Source organism: Janthinobacterium rivuli (assembly GCF_009208735.1).
GTDB lineage: Bacteria > Pseudomonadota > Gammaproteobacteria > Burkholderiales > Burkholderiaceae_D > Janthinobacterium.
In genome coordinates, this window is record NZ_WFLJ01000008.1 from 160,940 (window position 1) to 179,203 (window position 18,264).

At 64.6% G+C, this 18,264-nt stretch carries 12 protein-coding genes; 3 read left to right on the forward strand and 9 right to left on the reverse strand.

Annotated features, from left to right (window positions below; all coding sequences use genetic code 11):
• Positions 1-135 precede the first annotated feature (135 nt).
• On the forward strand, positions 136-2,433 hold the full coding sequence (locus GCN78_RS12635; protein ID WP_152252025.1) for an outer membrane beta-barrel family protein: 2,298 nt from the start codon (positions 136-138) through the stop codon (positions 2,431-2,433).
• On the opposite strand, the gene GCN78_RS12640 is transcribed toward GCN78_RS12635, so the two are convergent.
• Together GCN78_RS12640 and GCN78_RS12645 are read right to left on the reverse strand one after the other, a co-directional pair.
• Positions 2,430-3,470, reverse strand: coding sequence for an SMI1/KNR4 family protein (locus tag GCN78_RS12640; RefSeq protein WP_152252026.1), 1,041 nt, complete (start codon positions 3,468-3,470; stop codon positions 2,430-2,432). The genes GCN78_RS12635 and GCN78_RS12640 overlap by 4 nt on opposite strands.
• Positions 3,470-4,444, reverse strand: coding sequence for a thymidylate synthase (locus GCN78_RS12645; RefSeq protein WP_152252027.1), 975 nt, complete (start codon positions 4,442-4,444; stop codon positions 3,470-3,472). Before GCN78_RS12645 ends, GCN78_RS12640 begins: the two co-directional genes overlap by 1 nt.
• Before the next feature lie 157 nt (positions 4,445-4,601).
• Here GCN78_RS12645 and GCN78_RS12650 point away from each other — a divergent pair, with 157 nt between their 5' ends.
• Both GCN78_RS12650 and GCN78_RS12655 read left to right on the forward strand, forming a co-directional pair.
• Positions 4,602-7,352, forward strand: a complete 2,751-nt coding sequence (locus GCN78_RS12650; RefSeq protein ID WP_152252028.1) for a bifunctional diguanylate cyclase/phosphodiesterase — start codon at positions 4,602-4,604, stop codon at positions 7,350-7,352.
• Between the two features lie 196 nt (positions 7,353-7,548).
• Positions 7,549-9,000 (forward strand): OmpP1/FadL family transporter, encoded by a 1,452-nt coding sequence (locus GCN78_RS12655; RefSeq protein WP_152252029.1) that lies wholly within the window; start codon positions 7,549-7,551, stop codon positions 8,998-9,000.
• Positions 9,001-9,081: 81 nt separating this feature from the next.
• Here GCN78_RS12655 and GCN78_RS12660 read toward each other — a convergent pair whose 3' ends face one another.
• From GCN78_RS12660 to GCN78_RS12690, 7 genes are read right to left on the reverse strand one after another with little or no spacing between them, the layout of a single operon-like run.
• Positions 9,082-10,173, reverse strand: a complete 1,092-nt coding sequence (locus GCN78_RS12660; protein WP_152252030.1) for a threonine aldolase family protein — start codon at positions 10,171-10,173, stop codon at positions 9,082-9,084.
• A gap of 9 nt (positions 10,174-10,182) precedes the next feature.
• Positions 10,183-10,857 carry a leucine efflux protein LeuE gene (gene leuE, locus GCN78_RS12665; RefSeq protein WP_152252031.1) on the reverse strand — a complete coding sequence of 225 codons (675 nt, stop codon included), beginning with the start codon at positions 10,855-10,857 and terminating at the stop codon, positions 10,183-10,185.
• 2 nt (positions 10,858-10,859) lie between these two features.
• Positions 10,860-12,722, reverse strand: a complete 1,863-nt coding sequence (locus GCN78_RS12670) for an ABC transporter transmembrane domain-containing protein (RefSeq protein ID WP_152252032.1) — start codon at positions 12,720-12,722, stop codon at positions 10,860-10,862.
• A 36-nt stretch (positions 12,723-12,758) separates the two neighbouring features.
• On the reverse strand, positions 12,759-13,835 hold the full coding sequence (locus tag GCN78_RS12675) for a lipocalin-like domain-containing protein (RefSeq protein ID WP_152252033.1): 1,077 nt from the start codon (positions 13,833-13,835) through the stop codon (positions 12,759-12,761).
• The gene (locus tag GCN78_RS12680) at positions 13,835-16,426 is read right to left on the reverse strand and encodes an FtsX-like permease family protein (protein WP_152252034.1); all 2,592 of its coding nucleotides are present in this window, start codon (positions 16,424-16,426) and stop codon (positions 13,835-13,837) included. The genes GCN78_RS12675 and GCN78_RS12680 overlap by 1 nt, the downstream gene beginning before the upstream one ends.
• Entirely contained in the window at positions 16,414-16,836 is a 423-nt protein-coding gene (locus tag GCN78_RS12685; protein WP_152252035.1) for a DUF4124 domain-containing protein, read from the reverse strand. Before GCN78_RS12685 ends, GCN78_RS12680 begins: the two co-directional genes overlap by 13 nt.
• Positions 16,833-18,260: an FAD-binding oxidoreductase gene (locus GCN78_RS12690; protein WP_226939604.1), complete on the reverse strand. Its 1,428-nt coding sequence runs from the start codon at positions 18,258-18,260 to the stop codon at positions 16,833-16,835. The genes GCN78_RS12685 and GCN78_RS12690 overlap by 4 nt, the downstream gene beginning before the upstream one ends.
• Positions 18,261-18,264 lie beyond the last annotated feature (4 nt).

Here is an 18,264-nt window from a genome sequence, read left to right on the forward strand (position 1 = left end):
CAAGAGATTTGTAAATTGAAGTAAATAACAATGGTTCGCATTTGCTTTGCGTATCGGGGTCATGGCATGCTTGCAATGTGCTCTCACGCTGCGGCGTAGTGCCTCATCCGTAGCGTCTCGATTATTGTTAGCCATATGCATAAACTTCTTTTCCATTGCCTGGCGGGCGGCAGCCTGCTCGTTTCCGGCGCCGCTGTCCAGGCGCAAACTGTCACCGGCGATACCGTCGTCAAGCCCGCACCAGCACCAGCACCCGTATCGGCCAAGGCGCCAGCGCTTGACGCGCCCGCGACCGTCAGCGTGACGGCCGAACGTCCCACGGGCCGCATCGACCGGCAAGTCTATGACGTCAAGTCCGATGTGGGCAGCACCAATGGCACGGCGGCCGATGCCTTGAATAACGTGCCGTCCGTGGCCGTCGACCCCGACGGTTCCGTGTCCTTGCGGGGCAGCAGCAATGTGCAGATCTTGATCGATGGCAAGCCGTCGGCCATGTTGCAGGGCGATTCGCGCGGTGCCACCCTGAATGCCATGGCGGCCGACGATATCGAATCCGTGGAAGTGATCAACAATCCCGGCGCCCAGTTCGGCAATGAAGCGGGCGGCGGCCCCATCCTGAACCTGGTCATGCGGCGCAACCGCAAGCCGGGCGGCTTTGCCACCGTCAACGCGAATGCGGGCATCGCCGGGCGCTACAACAGCTCCGTCTCCGGCACCTACAATGAAGGGCCGTGGGGCTACCAGGGCGGCATCAATGTGCGCCATGACGGCCGCAATTCGGTGGGCGAGGTCAGTCGTGAACGCCTGGAGCGTGGCACGGGCGCTTTCTCCCCCAGCAGCCAGCGCTCCACCAGCAATGGCTTGAATGACTCGCTGGGCTTGCACGGCACCGTCAATTACAACCTGAACGCGAAAGACACCCTGGCCGCCAGCGTGTCATACAACGGCCGCAGCAACGACCAGCGCTCGCTCGACCGTTACCTCAATGGCGACAGCACGGGCGGCACCATAGTCGACTATGTGCGCAGCACCGTGCGCAATGGCGACAGCCGCAATGTCAGCTGGGGCGGGCGCTACGACCACAAGGGAGAATTGCCGGGCGAAACCCTGAAAATCGACTTGCGCGTGTCGTCTTCCACCAACGAGAGCGACAGCGATTACGCGAATACCTACGCGATTGCCCCCGTGAACACCTTCGACAGCCGCGCGCGCCAGCACAGCGAGACGGGCAACCGCATCGTCGACTTCAGCGGCGACTATGAGCGTCCGCTGGCGGGCTGCACGGCCAAGCTGGGCTACAAGGTGGCCGATAACAAGAGCAGTTTCGACACCCTGTACACGGAGATCAACCCTGCCAGCCTGGTCGAGACCGTCAATCCCATGCGCAGCAACCGTTTCGAGATGGACGAGCGCACTATCGCGCTGTACGGTTCCTACCAGGTGCGCCTGAGCGAGCGCTGGGGCGCGCTGGCCGGTTTGCGCGCCGAATACACGGACTTGAACGTGCGCCAGATTACCAGCGGCGTCGAGGCGAGCAACAATTACGTCAACTATATTCCCAGCCTGTTCGCCACCTATAAAGTCAGTGACGAGAGCAACCTGCGCTTCAGCTATGCGCACCGCATCCGCCGCCCGAACGCGGGCGACCTGAATCCCTACGTGGTCTACCGCGACGAATTCAACGTGTCGGCCGGCAACCCGAAGCTCAAACCCACGCAGACGGATTCGTTCGAGATCGGTTATGAAACGAAGATCGCCGGCCTGGAAAGCAGCTTGCGCGCCTACCACCGGCGCGACACGGACGCCATCGTCGATTACCGCTACTTTATCAGCGACAATGTGCTGCTGACGACGCGCGAAAACGGCGAAGGCAGCCATTCGAGCGGCCTGGAATTTAGCGTCAGCGGCAAGCTGACGCCGTCACTGACCCTGAACACGAGCGGCAACCTGGCGCGTAGCCAGCAGACGAGTTCGGACGACCTGGGCAACCGCAGCACGCGCACGGCGAATGCCTTGAGCGGCCGCGCGCGCCTCAATTACCAGTTCGACACCAGGAACCAGCTGCAGCTGGCCCTGCAAATGCAAGGCAAGATGCTGTCGGGACAGGGTTATCGTTCGCCGAACAACACCTTGAATATGAGCTGGCGCCACACGGTGACGCCGCAGTTGAGCTTGGTCATGAACGTGACCGATGTGTTCAGCAGCAACAAGATGGAAACCGTCATCAACAGCGCTTCCCTGCGCGAGACGAGCACGCGGCGCTTCGATGGACGCATGATTTATGTGGGGCTGTCGTACCGCCTGGGCGGCGCCACGTCGGCGGCGAAAGAGGGCGAGCGCGAACCGCGCTTCGGTCCGCCTGGCGGACGCGGGCCCGGCGGTCCAGGCGGTCCCGGCCCCGGCCCGGGCGGGCCGGGAGGCGAACCAGGCTAGGCCGCTGTCGCGATCTCGTTCAGGAAGTCGATGAAACCGTCCGCATGGCGCTCGAAGCGCCATGTGCCCATGCCATGTTGCGCATGGTACACGGGTGCGTCGCCATTGGCGACGGCACCGAGGTCCAGGCAATAGGGATCGGCGCCCGCGTCGGCGATCACCAGATACTGGTCCGGCCAGCCGGCGATGGATTCTTGCGTGACGGGATTCCAGGCGTAGCCGTGCTGTGCCTTGACCAGGTCGGCCGCGCCGTACAGGTGCAAACCCTGGAAATACTGCTGGCTGTCGATAAACACGCGCAGCGGCGAATGGCAAGCGAGGAAGCGTCGGTAGTGCTCCGGCAAGGCCCAGTGCTGCGCGATGGTGGCCATGTCGGCGGCGCTGGCGATGACCAGCCAGTTCGATGGCTGCGCCAGGTCCTGCTCTTTCCTGCGCCTGGCGGCCAGCTTTTTCTCCAGTTTGGCCGCCGCTTTTTCCAGCGGCGTGCGCGGCTCGTCCAGCGCCGCATGCGTGGCCGGCGCCGCATGGCCTGCGCCATCCGGGCAGCCATCGCGCTGCCAGGCCAGCACGGCGTCCAGCCGCAGCTGCTCCGCCTTCCAGTGGCCGGGATCGTGGGGCAAGCCCGCATCGAAGGGTTGGCGGCTGAAGACGGCCAGGCTCTTGATCGCCTTGGCGCGCACTTCCAGGCGCGTGGCACCGGATTCCGCCAGCGCCACCAGCGGCGCGTAGGCCTCCTTGCCGATGCTTTTCAGCATGCCATCGACGGCACGGTACGCCAGCTCGGGTTGTTCCAATGCCCAGACGAAAAATGCCGCATGTTCATGGGCTTCCGCCAGCTGCACGATATCCGTCATCAGGAAGGCGCGCCAGTGCAGCAGCTGGCCTTCTTTGGCGTAGCAGATGAGGATGCTGAGCACGGCCAGCCGTTCGCCGGCCCCATGCTTTGTCAGCAGCCGGTCTTTCAGCTTGGAAAACTTGACGCCATCCGTTTCGTCAAACAGCTTGCGGTGCAGGGCTGCCAGCGGTGTGACCGCCATCAGACGGCCATCGCCGCCTTGATGGGCGCATGGTGTTCATAGCCTTCCAGCGAGAAATCCGACGGCTCGATCTTTTCCAGCCATTCAGGCTCGTACTTGCCCGTCTTCGCATAGTCGGGCACGCGGTCGGAAATGACGAAACGGGGCGCGGGGAAGGGCGTGCGCTTCAATTGCTCTTCCACCATGTCGAGGTGGTTTTCATAGATGTGCGCGTCGCCGATGAAGTAGGTGAACCAGCGCGGCGTGTAACCGGTCAGGCGCGCCACCAGGTGCAGCAGGGCCGCGCCTTCGGCGATGTTGAACGGCGTGCCCAGGCCGATATCGTTGCTGCGCACATATAAGCACAGCGAGATTTCGCGCGTGCTGGCGTTCGGGATGAACTGATACAGCAAATGGCAGGCGGGCAGGGCGACGGCGTCCAGCACGGCAGGGTTCCAGCCGTGGAACAGGATGCGCCGGCTGCCGGGATTCGTCATGATGGTGTCCAGACATTCGCGCAACTGGTCGACGGCCTTGTACAGCAATACTTTTTGCACGCCGTCTTCGACGATGGGGGCGACCAGGGTAAAACCGTTCGCTTGCGCGTCGGCGATTTGCGCCGGCTGGTCGGCGTCCAGCAGTTTATAGGCCGGCCATTGCCGCCATTGCACGCCGTACACGGGACCCAGATCATCCTCGCCTTCACGGTAGGGGTTGGCCAGCCATTGCGCGTTTTCATTGGCGTTCTGGTCCCATACCTTGCAGCCCAGCGCGCGGAACTCGGCCGCGTTGCGCGAAGCGCGCAGGAAGGCGCATAATTCGCCGATCACGGATTTGAAAGCCAGTTTCTTGGTCGTCACGGCAGGAAAATTGCCGTTGGCCAAGTCGAAACGCATCATGGCGCCCGGCACGCTCAGGGTGCGGATGCCCGTGCGGTTGTCTTGCCAGCTGCCCGTTTCGAGCACGGTCTTGATCAAATCTTGATATTGCTGCATGTATTTCTCCAACGGTAAGGATGGTGATTGTAACGCAGGCGCGACAGGCGGGCTGCGGCCCGCACACATAATTACGCTGCCGTCTCACCTGCAAACATGACTCTGTGGTAATTTGTGTGTCCTTAAAGAAATACATAGAAACGGCAGATGCTGCACCATGTTCTTGCGACAATTTGTAAATAATAATAACGCCGCCGTGGTGGAGATGAGCAGGGCCGATTTTCTCAAGGCTAACCTGCGCCTGATCCTGGCCTGGCCCTTGCTGGGGCTGGTCCTGTGCGCGGTGCTGTGGACGGCCACCTTGCTGCAGCTGGAGGCGGAAAAGAAGGTGGCGCAGCAGCAGGCGCTCGACAGCGTCTCTTCGCTGTCGAAAGCGTATGGCCAGTACCTGCTGCGCACCCTGGAACAGATGGACCAGCTGACCTTGCAGCTCAAGTATGAGTGGGAGAATTCGCGCGGCCAGCTGCGTCTCGACCAGTTGAAGACGCAGGGCATGTATGCCTTGCCGCAATTTGCCATCGTCGCCATCCTCGACCGCAAGGGCCACCCCGTGACGGCCACGGCGCCGCTGCAGCGCCTGCGCGTCAACGAGCGCAGCGATTTCCTGCTGCGCCACTGGCGCAGCAATTCCAGCGCGCTGCGCATCGCGCTGGGAAGGTGGAATGCCGCCAGCGAGGCCACGCCGGGCGCCGACGAAAGCCTCGTGCATTTCACGCGCCGGCTGGAAGACGAAGATGGCAATTTCGACGGCGTGCTGCTGATCTCCATCCATTCCAGCTATTTTTCCGAATTCTACAACAGCGTCAATTTCGGCAAGTTCGGCATGTCGGCCATGGTGGGCGAGGAGGGCGAGCTGTTCAGCACGCGCCTCGGCTCGCGCGTGCTGCCCATGCAGAGCGGCCAGGGCACGCCGTTTCTCGACACCAGCTTCCTGGAAACGGACAGTGGTGCCCTGCATTCGGGCGGCAGGATCGCTTTTTCCGACAAGCAAAGCCGCTACGTGGGCTGGCAAGCGCTGAAAGCCTATCCGTTTACGGCCGTGGTCGGGCTGTCGGATGGCGAAATGCTGCACCCCTACGAGGAAACGCGCACCATTTATATCGGCATCGCCCTGGCCGTCACCGTGCTGCTGCTGGCCTTTGCCGCCGTCGCCACCGTGCTGTCGCTGCGCCTGGCGTGGCGCCACCATCAGTCCGAAGGCGTGCGCAATGCCTACCGCATGGCCACCGAAGGCACGAGCGACGGTTTTTATATCATTGCCGCCCTGCGCGGCGCGGACGGCAGCATCCTCGATTTCGAAATCGTCGACTGCAACGAGCCGGGCGCCGGCTACTTTGGCGTGCGCCGCGAGCAGTTGCTGGGCATGCGCCTGCAGTCGCGCGCCCACGAGCCGTATTTCCGCGACCTGATCCATAATTACCGGGCCGCCATGCAGTCCGGCTTTTCGGAAGAAGAGATCGAGTTGCCGGAAGGTAACCCGTTCAAGCTGCGCTGGATACGCCGGCGCCTCGTGCGCAGCGGCGACCGTCTGGCCGTCACCCTGCAAGACATCAGCACGGCCAAGGAGCACGAGCGCGACTTGCGCCGCCTGGCCAACGAGGATGGCTTGACGGGCTTGCCCAACCGCTACTGGTTGCAGCAATTCCTGCCCGGCGCCCTGGGCCGCGCCGCCATCGCGCGGCACATGCTGGCGCTGCTGTTCATCGACCTGGACGGCTTCAAGGACATCAATGACACGCAAGGCCACGCCGAGGGCGACAAGGTGCTGCGCGCCGCCTCCCTGCGCCTGAAGGCCGTGCTGCGGCCGGGCGACCACGTGGTGCGCCTGGGCGGCGACGAATTCGTCGTCGTGCTCGACCCGGTGGAGGACGACAGCCGCGCCGAGCAGGTGGCGCAGCGCATCGCCATCGCCTTCGACGAGCCGTTCTATTTGGGCAGCGAACGCCACAAGATGGGCGCCTCGATCGGCATCAGTCTGTATCCGCGCGATGGGGCCGAGACGGAAGTGCTGCTGAAGAACGCCGACATCGCCATGTATGCGGTGAAAGTGGCGGGCAAGGGCCATCACCGCTTCTTCCAGCCGGAATTGTTCGAAACCATCCGCAACCGCCGCGAACTGGAGCAAAGCCTGGTGGCGGCGCTGGAGCAGGACCAGTTCCTCGTCGTCTACCAGCCGCGGGTCGACGCCATGAGCGGGCAGCTGTGCAGCATGGAGGCGCTGGTGCGCTGGCACCATCCGCTGCACGGCATGGTGCCGCCGCTGGAATTCATTCCCGTGGCCGAGAGCAGCGGCCTGATTTCCCAGCTGGGCGAAGTCGTCATCGAAAAGGTATGCCTGCAGATGGCGCGCTGGCAGGCCAGTGGACTGGAACTGGTGCCCGTGTCCATCAACGTCTCGGCGCGCCAGTTCGGACGGGGCGACGTGCACCAGGTGCTGGCGTCGGCGCTGGCGCGCCACCGCATCGATGCGCGGCTGATCGAGGTGGAAATCACGGAATCGGCCATGATGGATGAGCAGAACCGTGCCGTGGAGCAGTTGTCCGCCATCCGCGCGCTGGGCGTGCGCCTGCTGGTCGACGATTTTGGCACCGGTTACTCCTCGCTGTCGCAGCTGCAGAAGTTCGCCATGGACGGTTTGAAGATCGACCGCGCCTTCACCATGGAGCTGGGCCGCTCGGAGCAGGGCGAAGTGTTCGTGCGCGCCATCCTGTCGATGGCGCATGCGCTGGGCATGAGCGTGGTGGCCGAAGGGGTGGAGACGCGCGAGCAGCTCGACATCCTGCGCGCGCTGCAATGCAACGAGGTGCAGGGCTATTTCATCTCGCGCCCCGTGCCCGCCGAACAGATTCTGTCGCTGATGCACCAGCGCTTCCTGATACCGCTTCCAGCACCTGCGCTGGCATCGTAAAACGTCGTGATGGGTGGGAAAAACAACGCCGTTTCATAAAAAGAGCGAACGTTCGCTTTTTTCTAAAAAATATTATATGCTTCGCTCATGCCGTCAGTGAGGGAGTTCACGGCGGCAAGAACAGTGCAGGACGGGTGAGGTTGAGCTACCCGAGACAATGTGACGAAGACACTTCATATAATAAAGAGAGACTAACTTGAAACATAAATATCTGCCCCTCCTCATCGCCGTCGCATGCGCCGGCTTCGCTTCCACCGCCCAGGCATCGGGCTACCGTTTCGGCTCGCAAAGCGTTTCCGCCCAGGGCACGGCCGATGCCAGCGGCGCCGAGGCGGCTGACGCCTCGACCATTTTCTACAACCCGGCCGGCCTGTCGCGCCTGGAAGGCACGCAGTTCGTGGGCGGCGGCACCATCGTCGTGCCGCATTCGACCTACACGGATGCGGGTTCGAAGTCTTTCTTCGCTCCCGTTCCTGACAATCACAAGCCGTTCAGCGCAACCAAGGACTATGCGCCGGATGCGGTGGTCGCGCCTGCGCTGTATGCCAGCAAAAAGATCAATGATCAGTGGACCGTCGGTGCCGGCTTGTTCGTGCCCTACGGCGCCAAGCTCGACTACGGCAATGACTGGTATGGCCGTTATGCGATCACCAATATCAAGCTCGAAGCCATCGCCCTCAATCCTTCCGTGTCGTTCAAGCTGGACCAGCATCACTCGTTCGGTTTCGGCGTGACGGCCGAATACATGAAGGCGGAGCTGGGCCAGGGAGTGGACGTGCCGGGTTCGGTTGCCTTCCTGGGCAAGTTTGCGCCTAGCGCTTCGGCTGCTTTCCTTGGCAATATCCTGAAAACGCAGGGCACGGCAGCGTTTGTTTCCGCGAGAAATGCGCTGCAGGGACAGATTAATGATGGCCATGCGTCGATGGATGGCCACGACTGGGGCTTCGGCTTCAACCTTGGCTATCTGTATCAGTTGAACGAAGGCACGCGTTTCGGTATCGCTTACCGCTCGTCGATTTCGCACAAGCTCAAGGGCAGCACCATCTGGGACTTCTCGCAAGTGACGAGCAATCCTGCCGTGAACGCCTTTATCGCCAAGGCCTCGAACAAGGTAAATTCCGAGGCGCTGGTCGAACTGCGCACGCCGGAAACCCTGTCGATCAACGCCTTCCACCAGATGGATGATCGTTGGGCCTTGATGGGCGACGTCACCTGGACCCGTACTTCGCGCCTGCAGAACCTGGACATCCAGTTTCCGCCGACGGCCGAAGGCGCCGAGCGTATCCGCCAGAACTGGAAAGACACCTATCGCGTCTCGCTGGGCACCAACTATAAATATAGCGAAAGCCTGATGCTGCGCGCCGGTATCGCCCACGACCAGGCGCCAGTGCGCAGCGCCGAATTGCGCCACCCGGCCTTGCCGGACAGCGACCGCATGCAGTACTCGGTCGGCGCGAACTGGAAGTTGAACGCCAATTCCTCGATCGACCTGGCCTACAGCTATATCGACTTCAAGGATGCTGACGTCAACTACACAAATGACTGCTCGCCTGTCAAGACTGGCTGCACCGGCAACGGTGAAACTACCAAGGGCCTGTTCAAGACCCGCATGCAGTTGATCGGTCTCGCTTACAACTACAAGTTCTAAGCAGGTAGTGGCGGCCGACCCGGCCGCCATGAAATGAAAAAAGCGCCTTCGGGCGCTTTTTTTTGGTGTCGCGATGGCCGATTAATCCGTGGCGCGCATGGCCTGATCCAGCAGGTGCAAGGCATGCCGCACGCTGTCGTCCGGCAGTTCCAGCAACTGATCCCCCACATACCATTCCACCACGCTGTGCCCGGGAAGGGCCGCGTGGCTGGCGCGGCCGAACAGCCAGATGCCATGTTCCGCGGCCACCTGGTTGCGGATGGCGAGGGCCTTTTCGCGCGAGACGGGCAGGTGCAGGTGCAGCATGTTCGCCTGCGGGCTGGCGGGGTTGACGGCAATGGCCGGGAAGTCGCGCAGCAGCGCGTACAGCCACTGCGTGCGCGCGAAATACTGTGGCATGGCGGCGAGGCGCGCGTCGAACTGCATCGCGGCGGCCACCACCCAGGGCGTGCGGTGCACGATGTTGCCACCCTGGCGGCGGAACCATTCGCGCGCCCGTTCGACGAACGAGCGGCTGCCGGCCAGCATGGCGCCACCGAGGCCGCCGATGCCCTTGTACAGCGACACATAGACGGAATCGAATCCGTCGCAGATGGCGGGCAGGGATTGGCCAAAACCCGCTTGCGCTTCCCACAGGCGCGCGCCATCCATGTGCAGGTGAATATTGTGCTCGCGGCAGTGCCGTTTGATCTCGTTCAGCTCTTCCCACGACGGGCACTGGCCGCCGAGTTCGCGCATCGGCAGTTCGAGCTGCACGGCGCCCAGCGCATCGGGCACGGCACGCAAGTCGTCCACCGTCCACGGGCGGTGCGGGTCGCCGATCATCAAGCCCTTGAAGTGATCGAGCAATTCATGGTTGCCCCGCTCGTGGCGCAGGATGTGCGAAGTGGGATGCAGCGCCACCAGGCGCGAGCCGCGGTCCTGGCACGCCAGGCGCAGGGCGGTCACCTGCGTCATGGTGCCCGTGATGCAGAACACGGCCGCCTCGAAGCCGAGCAGGCTGGCGATCTTGTGCTCGAACTGTTCGATCAGCGCGCCTTCGCCATAGGTGTCGTGCGCGATGTCGTTGGCCTCGCACCAGGCGGCCATGGCGGCGAAGGTGGCCGCTGGCGTGGGCTGGCGCTGGCCCGGCAGGACGGTGTGGCAGCGCTGGCGCAGCTCAAGCTCGTTCACGGTAATTCCTTACAGGGTGGCGGTGGCCAGTTTTGCGCCGAAGCCGATGAACATGGCGCCCACGCCGCCGCCCATGCCGGCCGACAGGCGGCGACGGCGACGGAAGGTCTCGGCCAGTCGCGCGCCGACAAAGATGATGGCCGTCAGGTAGCTGAAGCTGATCACCTGGCAGATCAGGCCCAGGCCGATGAAGGACAGCACGGGATTCGGGAAAGCCGGGTCGACGAACTGGATGAAAAACGAAATGAAGAACAGGATGGCTTTCGGGTTCATCAGGCTGATGATCAGGGCCTTGCGGAATGGATCGCTTTCCTTGACGGGGGCAGGGACAGCCGCCGCCTCACCTTCGGCGGCGCTGGGCGCGCGCAGCTTGCGCCAGCATCCGATCAGCATTTGCAGGCCGATCCAGCCCAGGTAGGCCGCGCCGATGTATTTCACCACGTAGAACAGGGCCGGGCTGGCTTTGAGCAGCGAGGCCACGCCGCAGGCCGACAGCACCATCAATATCAGGTCGCCGGCGAAGATGCCGAAGGCGCCCTGGTAGGCGGGCCGCACGCCGCGCTGGGCGGCGACCGACAGCACATACATGGAATTGGGGCCGGGCAGGATGACGATGAAGATGGTGCCCAGTAAAAAGGTCCAGAAATCGGTGATGCCCAGGTTGGCGTGGAAAAGTGCGTTCATGATTATTCCGCTTGATTGAGCTGTACGTGATGGAATTGCAGGGCCGCCAAATTGGCGTAGATGCCCCCCAATGCGACGAGCGAGGCATGCGTGCCCGTCTCGACGATCTTGCCGTCTTCCATGACGATGATGCGGTCGGCCCGCTGCACGGTGGCCAGGCGGTGCGCGATAATGACCGTGGTGCGGCCGACCATGGCCGCTTCGAGCGCCTTTTGCACGAGGCGTTCCGATTCCGCATCCAGCGCGCTGGTCGCTTCGTCGAGCAGCAGCAGCGGCGGGTTTTTCAGCAGGGCGCGGGCGATGGCGATGCGCTGGCGCTGGCCGCCGGACAGGCGCACGCCCCGCTCGCCGAGGAAGGACTTATAGCCGTTGGGCAGGCGTTCGATGAATTCGTGGGCGGCCGCCATTTTCGCGGCCGCGATGACTTCCTCGTCGCTGGCGCCGGCGCGGCCGTAGCGGATGTTTTCCATGGCGTCGGCCGAGAAGATCACGGTATCCTGCGGCACGATGCCGATGGCGTCGCGCAGGGTGTGCAAGTCCAGTTGCTTGATGTCGACGCCGTCGAGGCGGATGCTGCCGCTTTGCGGGTCATAAAAACGCAGGAACAGCTGGAACAGGGTGGTCTTGCCGGCGCCGGACGGACCCACGACGGCCACCGTTTCACCGGCGCCGATGTCGAGGCTCACATGGTCCAGCGCGTGGGTGTCCGGGCGCGATGGATACGAGAACATGACATCGTCCAGGGACAGCGAAGCGCCAGTGGCGGCGCGCGCGGGCAGCGGCAGGGGCGTGGCCGGAGACTCGATTTCCGACTTGACGGCCATCAGTTCCAGCAGGCGCTCGGTGGCGCCGGCGGCGCGCTGCGCTTCGCCCATCACTTCGGACAGGGCGCCGATGGCGCCGGCCACGATGGACGCGTACAGGATGAACTGGCCCAGATCTCCGCCCGTCATCGAGCCTTCCAGCACGGCGCGCGCGCCCAGCCACAGCACGAACACGATGGTGCCGAAGACCAGCAGGATGGCGATCATGGTGAGCAAGGCGCGGGCGCGGATGCGGCGCATGGCCGTCATGAAGGCGCCTTCGACGGAGTCGCCGAAGCGTTTCGATTCGATTTTCTCGTGCGTGAACGCTTGCACGGTGGGCATGGCGTTGAGGATTTCGCCGGCCATGGCCGACGCGTCGGCGATGCGGTCCTGCGAGTCGCGCGACAGCTTGCGCACGCGGCGGCCAAACACGATGATGGGCACGACGACGAGGATCAAGAGGCCGATGATGATGCCGGCCAGTTTGGCGCTGGTGACGAACAGCATCACCAGGCCGCCCAGGAACAGCAGCACATTGCGCAGCGCCATGGAGATGCTGGTGCCGACCACGGCCTGGATCAGGGTCGTGTCGGTGGTGATGCGCGACAGCACTTCACCCGTCTGCGTCGTTTCAAAGAAGGCGGGGCTTTGCGTGACGACGTGGCGGTACACGGCGCTGCGGATGTCGGCCGTGACGCGCTCGCCCAGCCATGACACCGTGTAAAAGCGCGCGGCCGTGGCCAGCGCCAGGATGGACGCCACGCCGAACAGGGCGAGGAAGACCAGGTCGACGTGCTGGATGCTCTTCGAGCCGGCCGCGCCGCCGAAACCGAGGTCGATCATCTGCTTGAAGGCGGCGGGAATGGCCAGGGTCGAGGCGGCGGCCACCACCAGCGCGATACCGGCCAGGAAAAACTGCTTGCGGTACGGCGTCAAAAAGGGCATCAAGCCCTTGAAGGCGGCCAGGCTGCCTTTTTTCAGTTCGCGGCTGGTGCCGGTGTCAAGAGTTGCTGCGCTTGCGGTGCTGCTGGTGCTGCCTGTTTCTGTGCTGGTTGTCATTGTTTTTCGCTTGGTAGGTACTGTATTTTGTATTGCTTACAACTTCATCGGCTGCACGTAGCCCGTCATTTCCAGGTAGGCGCGGCCCGCCGGCTGGCCGTCGCGCTCCACCGTCACGGCGCCTTCCCAGTACACCGCCCCCGTCGAGCGGCGCGAATCGAGCTCCTGGTCCGCTTGCAGCGGCTTGATCTGCCAGCGCGTGGCGCCAGTGCGAATCTCGGTGGCGACCGGGTATTCGGCCTGCGTGCGGGGCGAGCGCCACAGCTGCGTGGGCGTGAAATCGACGTCGCCGGGGGCGAACTGCGTCATCTTACCGGACGCATCGCGCCATGTCGCGTGCGCCCATAGTTTAGCACCTGTCTTGCTGCGGATCTGGAAGGCCATCAGGGCGCCGCCGTCGTCGAGGTTGGCGCCTATCCAGTTCCAGCCGCTGGCGTCCGCATCGAGCACCTGGCTGGACCACTCGTGATCGAGCCAGGTGGCGCCCGTCACGGCTTCCGGCTTGCCGCCCGCGCGCGCGATGGTACCCGTCGTGCGCAGCTGCGGCTCGCTGTAGTAGTAGCTCGATTGCGCGGGCCGCGCGCCCTTGCGCGAGTAGCCGCCTTCGCCTTGCAGCAGCACGGGCTGGGTGGGCGCGAGGGTCAGCTGCAAGTTGAATTCGCGCGCGGCCAGGCTGACCCGGTAGCTGCCGTCCGTTTGCCGCTGCATGCGCCAGTCATCGAGTTTCACGTCCGTGTCGCCCACCTTGGCGTAGGCCAGGCCAAAACCTTCGCGCGCGCTTTTTTCGTCGTGCAGCAGCTTGCCCACCATGGGGTCGGACAGGGCCGCGTGGCCGATGATCAGCTGTTTCGGCGCAAACGCGCTGGGATTATCGGCATCGGTGGCCGTGGCGCTGCGGAAGAAGGTCACCTGGTAGCCCAGTTGTTCCCCGGCGGCGGTCTTGACCCAGCCCGTGGCGTACCACCATTCCGTTTTATACGCGGGATGGGCGCCGAAGTCGTGCGGCAGGCGCAGGGTCTGGCCGGCCGGCAGCGGCGTGACGGGGGCGAAGGCGGGCGGCGCGGCCAGCGCAGGGATGGCCAGCGCCACGAACAAGATGAAAACACGGCGCATTACCAGTCCTCCCTGACGGCGCGGATGGGGCCAGCGGACAGCGCCTGGCGGCCCGCGATCAGCGCCGTGGCGGCGGCCGCCGTCAGCAGGGCGGCGGCCACGGTGGCGATCAATGGCCACGGCAGATGCAGTTGCATGGTCCAGTGGAACGATTGCGGATTGACGATGAAGACCAGCACAAAGCTGATCAACAGGCCCAAAATAAAACCGGTGGCGATGCCCAGCGCCGTCAGCGCGCCGCCTTCGAGCGCGAGGATGGACAGGATCTGCCCCTTTGTCACGCCCACGTGGCGCAGCATGCCGAATTCGCGCGCGCGCGCCAGCGTCTGCGCGGAAAACGTGGCGGCCACACCGAACAGGCCGATGACGATGGCGATCGCTTCCAATAGATACGTGACGGCGAAGCTGCGGTCGAAGATCTGCAGGCTCAGGGCGCGGATGGCCGACGGATTCGATACTTCCAGGCTGGCGCCGAAGGGCAGGCTTTTCAGGCTTCGCTGCAGCGCGTCGCCGGTGGCGTCCTTGGCCAGCCACAGGGCCGCGTCGCTGACATCGAGGTCGCCCGTCAGCGCGCGGTAGTCGTCCAGCGGCATCTGGATGGCGCCGGACGAGCGCGCATAGTCGCGCCAGATGCCGGCGACAAAGAACTGGTGCAGGCCGCCGGCCAGCGGCAGGGCTATCCGCTGGCCCGGTTTGACGTTGTACAGATCGGCCGCCGCCTCGGACAGCCACACGGGTCTGTCGCCATCTGGCACGGGCAGGGTGTCGCCCACCAGCACCATGCTCTTGCCCGGATCGGGCAAATGGATGGGGCGCGCCAGCAGCGCCACGTTCGGGCGGTCGGGCGCCAGCGACAGCGAGCGCACGCGCTGGAAATCCACCCTGGCCACCTCGGGCAAGGCGGTGATGCTGGCCTGTTCGCGCGGGTTCAAACCGGCCGTCCCGCCGCTGGCGGCCGTGCGCGCATACACGTCGGCCGGCAAGATCTGCAGCAGCCAGTCGTCGACGGAAACGCGGAAACTCGACACCATGATGGCCATCGCCACCATCAGGCTGAAACTTGACAGCACGCCGCCGAGCGCGATGCCGGCCTGACCCGAGGCGTTCGCCAGGCGGGCCAGCGTCAGGCTGCGCACGGGCGAGTGCAAGCTGATATCCGTGCGCAGCCATGCGCGCTGCAGGAAGCGGAAGACGACGGCCGCCAATTGCGGCATCAGCGCGATGGCGCCGATCAGCAGCAGGGCGATGGACAGATAGCCGAACAGGGGCAGTTCGAATACGGGCGGCAGGAATGTCAGGGCGCCGGCCAGCAGCAGGCAAGCCAGCGCGGGCCAGGTTTTCGCCAGGCGCGTCGTCACGACTTCCTCGCTGCCCGATTTCAGGGCGATGGCGGGGGCCGCGCGCGCCGCTTCCAGCGCGGGCGCGGCGCAGCCCAGCAAGGCGACTCCCAGGCCCAGCGCGAAATACACGCCAGCGGCAACGGGCGTGAACTGCACTTGTGGCTGCACGCCCGCGAAATAGCCGGCGCCCAGGTCGCCGCCGAAAAAGCGCAGGGCGACGGCGGCCATGGCATAGCCGCCAGCGATGCCCAACGCGGCGCCCACGATGCCCAGGCTGGCGCCTTCCAGCAGCACCTGGCGCAGCAGCGCGCCCCGCTCCATGCCCAGCACGCGCAGCAGCGCGAACTGGCCGCGGCGGCGGATGACGGACAGCGCCTGCGTGGAAAAGACGAGGAACGCCCCAGTAAACAGGGCGACGAGGGCGAGCACCGTCAGGTTGACCCGGTACGCGCGGCTCAGGTTATTGTTGCGGCTATTCTGGTTCTCGTCATTGGGCTGGCCCACCTGGAAGCGCCCCGGATACCGCGCCTCCAGCGCGCGAGACAGATCGGCCTGGAAGGCGTCGCGATTGACGCCCTGGCGCAGTTTCAAGTCGATGCGCGACAGCTTGCCCAGCTTGTTGAAGCGCCATTGCGCCGCGCCGATATCCATCACGGCGATGCGCTGGCCGGCGCGCGCGCGCTGCAGCGAACCGGCCACGCGCAGCGGCACCGTGCCCGTGCCCGATTGCAGCGCGACCTGGCCGCCTTCGGCCACAGCCAGCCAGCGCAAGGCGGCCGGCGATAAAAAGATGGCGTCGTCGGCCAGGGTGTCGAAAGGCTGGCCTTCGGCCGGCGCGCCTATCAGGTCGGGCGAGATGAAGCCGGCGCGGAAGACGTCGAGCGCCAGGATATGCAGCGGGCCGCCGTCCTTCTTGCCTGCCACCGCGGCCTGCAGTTCCAGCACGGGCGAAGCGACGGCCACGCCGTCGCGCTGCGCCAGCCACGGGTAGATGGCTTCGTCGAACAGCGCTTCGCGCCCGGCCACCTGCACGTCGGCTTGGCCGGACAGGCTTTTGACGGCCGTGGAAAATTCATTGAAGGCGGCCGCGTTGATCAGGTGGATGGCAAAGCCCAGCGACACGCCGATGGCGATGGCCAGAATGGCGACAAAGGCGCGCACGGGATGGGCGCGCCATTCGCCCAGCAGCAGCCAGCGCGACAGCAGGCGCGCACCCGCAGGATGTGCTGCCGGTGCACTCAATGCAGGCATTCGACGGCCAGGCGTTCGCCGGCGCGCCGCGCTTTCAGTTGCGCCGCATCGCGGGTCTTGTCACCGGCGCCGACGGCGTCCTGCGCCGTCCATTTCTGCTCCAGGCGCAGCTGGGCGCAGTGCTTCTCGTGCATTTCCTTCTGTTTGGCGGCCCGTTCGCGCGCCTGGTCTTCCAGGTTTTCGCGCTTCTTGCGCGCCGCTTCCATCTGGCTGGCCACGCGCTCCTGGCGCGTGGCAGCGCCCTTGTCGACGGCAGGAGGGGGCGTGGGGACTTCCATGATCTGCAGCTGGCCGCCCGCGCACGGCGTTGCGCTATAGCTGGTCTGGCCATCCTGCACGCATTTGTAGACGTCCTGCGCACCGGCGGAACCGGCCAGCATGGCCATGAGCAGCAGGGACGACGGCTTCACAATACCTTCCCTGGATTCATGATGTTTTGCGGGTCCAGCGCCTGCTTCACGGCGCGCATCAGCTGCAGTTCCAGCGGCGACTTGTAGCGGGCGAGATCCGCTTTTTTCAGCGCGCCGATGCCGTGTTCGGCCGATATCGAGCCGCCAAAGCCATGGACCTGGTCGTGCACGATGCGGTTGATGGCGTCCTGGTTGGCCAGGAAGTCGCGATCCGTCATGCCGGCGGGTGGCGCCACGTTGTAATGCAGGTTGCCGTCACCCAGATGGCCGAAGCACACGAGCTGGCAGCCGGGGAAGGCTGATTCAAGGGCCGCATCCGTGACGGAGATGAAGTCGGCGATGCGGGAAATCGGCAGCGAGATATCGTGCTTGATGTTCTTGCCCGCCTGCGCCTGCGCCAGCGGGATGTGTTCGCGCAGCTGCCACAGTCCCTCGGACTGCGCCACGGAACTGGCGACGACGGCGTCTTCGATCAATTCGTCTTCCAGGGCCGCGCCGATGCTCGCTTCCAGCAATTCCACAGCGTGCGCCTCGGACTGGCTGCTCGATAATTCGAGCAGCACATATTGCCCATGCGATTGCCCATGCGCTTCGGCGAAGGGGCGCGGCAGCTGCGGGAACTGCTCGGCCACCAGTTGCAGACAATACTGCGACATCAGTTCAAAACCCGTCAGGCTGGCGCCGCAATGGTCTTGCATCAGGCTTAACAAGCGCAAGGCGTGGGCGGGCGAGGGCATGGCGGCCAGCGCCGTGATGCAGGCTTTCGGCTGCGGATACAGTTTCATCACGGCGCCCGTGATCACGCCCAGGGTGCCCTCGGCGCCGATGTACAGGTCGCGCAAATCGTAGCCCGTATTATCCTTGCGCAGGCCGCGCAAGCCGCTCCAGATCTCGCCCTGCGGCGTGACCACTTCCAGGCCCAGGCACAGCTCGCGCGTGTTGCCGTAGCGCAGCACGGCCGTGCCGCCCGCGTTCGTCGCCAGATTTCCGCCGATGGTGCAACTGCCCTCGGCCGCCAGCGACAGGGGGAACAGGCAGCCGGCGGCGCTGGCCGCTTCCTGGATGGTTTGCAGGATGCAGCCCGCGTCCACCGTGATGGTGCGGTTGACGGGATCGAGCGCGCGGATGCTGTTCAGGCGCGCCAGCGACAGCACGATGGCCGTGCCCGCGTCGTCGGGGATGCTGCCCAGGACCAGGCCCGTATTGCCGCCCTGCGGCACGACGGGAACCTGCCATTGCGCGCAGGCGCGCAGGATGGCTGCCACTTGCTCCACCGTGGCGGGCCGCAGCACGGCCAGGGCCTTGCCCGTAAAACGGTCGCGCCAGTCGGTGAGGAAGGGCGCCGTGTCGGCATCCTGGGTGAGGACGTAGGTGTCGCCCAGCAGCTCTCGGCAGGCGGCGAGGAAATCGGCTTGGTCAGTCATAGGC

Coding starts and splice junctions, on each gene's coding strand:
- GCN78_RS12635 (WP_152252025.1), top strand. CDS start 136: ATGCATAAACTTCTTTTCCATTGCCTGGCGGGCGGCAGCCTGCTCGTT.
- GCN78_RS12640 (WP_152252026.1), bottom strand. CDS start 3,470: ATGGCGGTCACACCGCTGGCAGCCCTGCACCGCAAGCTGTTTGACGAA.
- GCN78_RS12645 (WP_152252027.1), bottom strand. CDS start 4,444: ATGCAGCAATATCAAGATTTGATCAAGACCGTGCTCGAAACGGGCAGC.
- GCN78_RS12650 (WP_152252028.1), top strand. CDS start 4,602: ATGTTCTTGCGACAATTTGTAAATAATAATAACGCCGCCGTGGTGGAG.
- leuE (WP_152252031.1), bottom strand. CDS start 10,857: ATGAACGCACTTTTCCACGCCAACCTGGGCATCACCGATTTCTGGACC.
- GCN78_RS12670 (WP_152252032.1), bottom strand. CDS start 12,722: ATGACAACCAGCACAGAAACAGGCAGCACCAGCAGCACCGCAAGCGCA.
- GCN78_RS12675 (WP_152252033.1), bottom strand. CDS start 13,835: ATGCGCCGTGTTTTCATCTTGTTCGTGGCGCTGGCCATCCCTGCGCTG.
- GCN78_RS12680 (WP_152252034.1), bottom strand. CDS start 16,426: ATGCCTGCATTGAGTGCACCGGCAGCACATCCTGCGGGTGCGCGCCTG.
- GCN78_RS12690 (WP_226939604.1), bottom strand. CDS start 18,260: ATGACTGACCAAGCCGATTTCCTCGCCGCCTGCCGAGAGCTGCTGGGC.